Here is a 3,359-nt window from a genome sequence, read left to right as displayed (position 1 = left end):
CCGTCCGTGGAAAGTCCCTCAGCGGAAACACGGCCTAACTCCCAAAGTTTTTCGGGCGTCATAACATCTCTCCCCATTGCATTGAATCTATTTGTTATTAATGATTTGTCGACAACTTTTTCTGGTGCACGTTGTGCCACGGAAACCATGCTCAAAAATAGTGCACATGTCAGAACCGATAATTTCTCCATATATCCATAATTTTATCCAGCGCAAGTTAGCAAATGTGTCGCCCAAATTGAAATTCAAAATCCTAGTTAAATAGGACAATAAAGAACGCATTCTAAAATCACAGAGGCCCTTACATAAATAACACCGTCTTACGTTTTAAAGTTAAACCAGTTAATCTTTGCTGACCATCGCATTAAAACAATCAAGATAATAAATACGCCTATTGTGCCCGCAACTAATGCATAATCCTGTAATAACATTAAACAGTAAATAAAAAGGTAAAAAACCACTAATATCGCGCTAAACAGATAAGCAATTTTTAGATCCTTAGTAACCCAAAAGATAAAACAACTCACTAAACTTATCGTCGCCACAGATGCAATAAGGTAGCTCCAGTTAAAACCAATATGTTCGCTGAAGGCAAGAAGTAGCGTATAAAATAGAACCATCGCACAGCCAATCAGAACGTAATGAATCATATGCATCGGTTTATTTTTAATAATTTCGGTAAAAAATAACGCTGCGAAAGTCAATAGAACAATCAAAATACCATACTTGGACACTCTGTTTATTTTATCATAATTGTCAATAGTTTCCAGAAAATCAACTTGGATCATATCTTTTTGGTTTGCCATAGAAGACGACGACACAGCCTCCGTACTTGGGGACACCAAATCCGACACCCCACTTTCTGTCTCCTCAGGGCTATTAGTATACATTCGTTTTCCTGAACCAGACCACTGCGAAGGAAATAACCGGTTAAAACTCGGCACTTGCCAAGAAGCATTAAATTCGTTGACTCCAATTTCCCGTTTTTTAGGTAAGAATCCACCACCAAAACTAGGGAAAGCCCATTTTCCGTTGACTGTTAGTTGGGTATCATCAGCTGTTGGAAAAACACTGAGTGAACTTGAACCACGTAAATCGAGCTGAATTTTAAAGGTCCCATGTGTAGATTTATTTGATAAATCAATGGGAGCTTCCAGTACCCGTTCAAAAAGATTTATTTCTTTCGTTCCTTGTTTAAAACTAACTTTTTTTCCACCCCATTGTATCGAGGGATTAGTGGTAATACCTTTTAAATCACTTACACCAACAAAAACTTTCGCGTCCTTCCAAGAAAGATCTTCTTCGTTAATATCTGACTCTGAAAAATCCAATTCACCAAACTCACCGTGGATGGTTGAAACAGAATTATAAACTACCGATCTATATATACCTCGATTCAAATACGTAGGTGTGACGTCAGTTTTTATATCGATATTTTTTGCCATCAAAAAGATATACTTTGTATCGAAAACAGTTTGATATTTTTCATTACCACTATTATCTGTTTCTTTTATGGTCTGTTCAACAACATAAGGGATACCAATGATTGGTCCAGAAAGTATCTGTTTATTTCCCCACTTACTAGCAATCTCCTTTTCGACTGATCGACTTCTATCGCTTCGCTCACTAATGAGCTCATTCACCCAACTAAGCGGGATTAGCATTACTAAGACCAGAAAAAACGTACAACCAAGTTTAAATAGAGACGAGGTAAAGAATCGCTCGATGAATGAGGCTCCCTTTTTACTTGGATCCTCAGAGGGTAGATTAAAATGTTCCATGATATTTATTTTTAATGTGTTTATTTTTTTTAAAGTACTTTGGTTTTCAAAGTTGATTGGTAAAAAAAAGAGAACTAACTATCTCTTTTGCTTTATTAAATTCTCTAGAGCCGATATATGGTTTTCAAACGCCTTTTTCCCTTTTTCTGTACGCTTGTACCTGGTATTAGGTTTCCTATCGACGAAACTTTTCTCCACAACGATATACCCTTGTTTTTCTAGTGCTTTCATATTTGAAGCGAGATTTCCGTCTGTAACATCCAACAAATCTTTAAGCGAACGAAAATCATATTCATCATTTGCCATAAGTATACTCATCACTTGCAAACGGATACGATTTTCAAAAACCTTATTATATAAAGAAAAATCCAGCTCCACTCCTATTCGTATTTCTTATAAACTATCAAACCATACACAATATGCAATATTCCAAATCCGGCTACCCAAAACCATAAACCATACCCCGGAACCAGTATGGCCAGCAAACCTAACAAAATTTCAAATATACCTAACCAGCGAACCTCCTTAAACGTATAGGGACTCCCCGACACTAATGCCAGTCCATAAAAAATCAACAAAACAGAAGCAATTAAACTATAATATCCTTTGCTCAACAAGATAAGTGCAAATAGGCCCCCGGTACAAAGTGGAACAGCGATAGCAAACAAAAGTGAGCGACTCACTACATTCCAAATTTTTTGGTTCATATATTTGGCCTTCCGCGATGCCATCGATAATCCAGTCACGATAGAAAGAACTAAGACAACTGCCGCCACAACTGATAGATACTTTAGTATATCCGGATCGTCAATATAGTAATCCCGAAATTCGATGTCACTGTTAAATCCATAAACTTTCACATAAGCGAATGCCGCCCCGATTAGGGCATAAATACCGATTAATACGCCCGACAGCCCCGAAATAGAGATGAATTTTGATGATTTCTCCATCATGGACCGAATCTGTTCGATCTCTTTAAGTAAATTTTCCTGACTCATAAAAGTACTTTGTTTTTCAAAGTAAATGAATATAAAACACTTATACAAGACAAATTTTGAGATTCTATATTTTTTAAAAAAAATGCAAAAAAACACTTGCGAGATATCATTTAGGTTTATATCTTTGTGCCACAAACAAAGTCCTAATAAACTGCGGAAGTGGCGTAATTGGTAGCCGCACCAGACTTAGGATCTGGCGCCGCGAGGCGTGGGGGTTCGAGTCCCTTCTTCCGCACTTGATGTCCTCCCGAACTTAATAACTCGGGAGGATTTTTTTTGTAAAATGCGTTAAAGCTAAACGAGAGTATGAATATTTCACACCAAACAGTTGACGATGTCAACGCAAACATTAAGGTTGAACTAACACCAGAAGACTATAATCCTTCGGTAGACAAAGCCATCAAAGAACAAGCTAAAAAAGCAAAATTACCCGGCTTCCGTCCAGGTATGGTCCCTCAAGGACACATCAGACGCACTTTTGGTAAATCTATTTTGTTTGATGAAATCAACAAAATAGTTAACGACAAGATTGCTGAATACATTGGTGAGAACAAATTGGAAGTTTTAGGTCAACCGCTCC

At 37.3% G+C, this 3,359-nt stretch carries 5 protein-coding genes and 1 tRNA gene; 2 read left to right on the top strand and 4 right to left on the bottom strand.

Features of this window, described 5'->3' with window-relative positions; genetic code table 11:
- The 4 genes from HP439_RS18375 to HP439_RS18360 all read right to left on the bottom strand — a co-directional run.
- Positions 1-191, bottom strand: a 191-nt coding sequence (locus HP439_RS18375) for a hypothetical protein (RefSeq protein WP_172391784.1), incomplete at its 3' end; no start/stop codon positions are given.
- A 129-nt stretch (positions 192-320) separates the two neighbouring features.
- Positions 321-1,781 carry a cell envelope integrity protein CreD gene (gene creD, locus HP439_RS18370; protein ID WP_172391783.1) on the bottom strand — a complete coding sequence of 487 codons (1,461 nt, stop codon included), beginning with the start codon at positions 1,779-1,781 and terminating at the stop codon, positions 321-323.
- A gap of 78 nt (positions 1,782-1,859) precedes the next feature.
- On the bottom strand, positions 1,860-2,159 hold the full coding sequence (locus HP439_RS18365; protein ID WP_343043576.1) for a winged helix-turn-helix domain-containing protein: 300 nt from the start codon (positions 2,157-2,159) through the stop codon (positions 1,860-1,862).
- Between the two features lie 2 nt (positions 2,160-2,161).
- Positions 2,162-2,779, bottom strand: coding sequence for a hypothetical protein (locus HP439_RS18360; protein WP_172391781.1), 618 nt, complete (start codon positions 2,777-2,779; stop codon positions 2,162-2,164).
- 153 nt (positions 2,780-2,932) lie between these two features.
- Between HP439_RS18360 and HP439_RS18355 the strand changes: the two genes are divergently transcribed.
- Together HP439_RS18355 and HP439_RS18350 are read left to right on the top strand one after the other, a co-directional pair.
- Positions 2,933-3,014, top strand: a tRNA-Leu gene (locus tag HP439_RS18355).
- A 71-nt stretch (positions 3,015-3,085) separates the two neighbouring features.
- A partial coding sequence (locus tag HP439_RS18350) for a trigger factor family protein (RefSeq protein ID WP_172391780.1) occupies positions 3,086-3,359 on the top strand: 274 nt, incomplete at its 3' end.

The organism is Sphingobacterium shayense, from assembly GCF_013179575.1.
Lineage (GTDB): Bacteria > Bacteroidota > Bacteroidia > Sphingobacteriales > Sphingobacteriaceae > Sphingobacterium > Sphingobacterium shayense.
The sequence above is the reverse complement of the archived record's forward strand: the minus strand, read 5'-3'. Positions and strand labels throughout refer to the sequence as shown.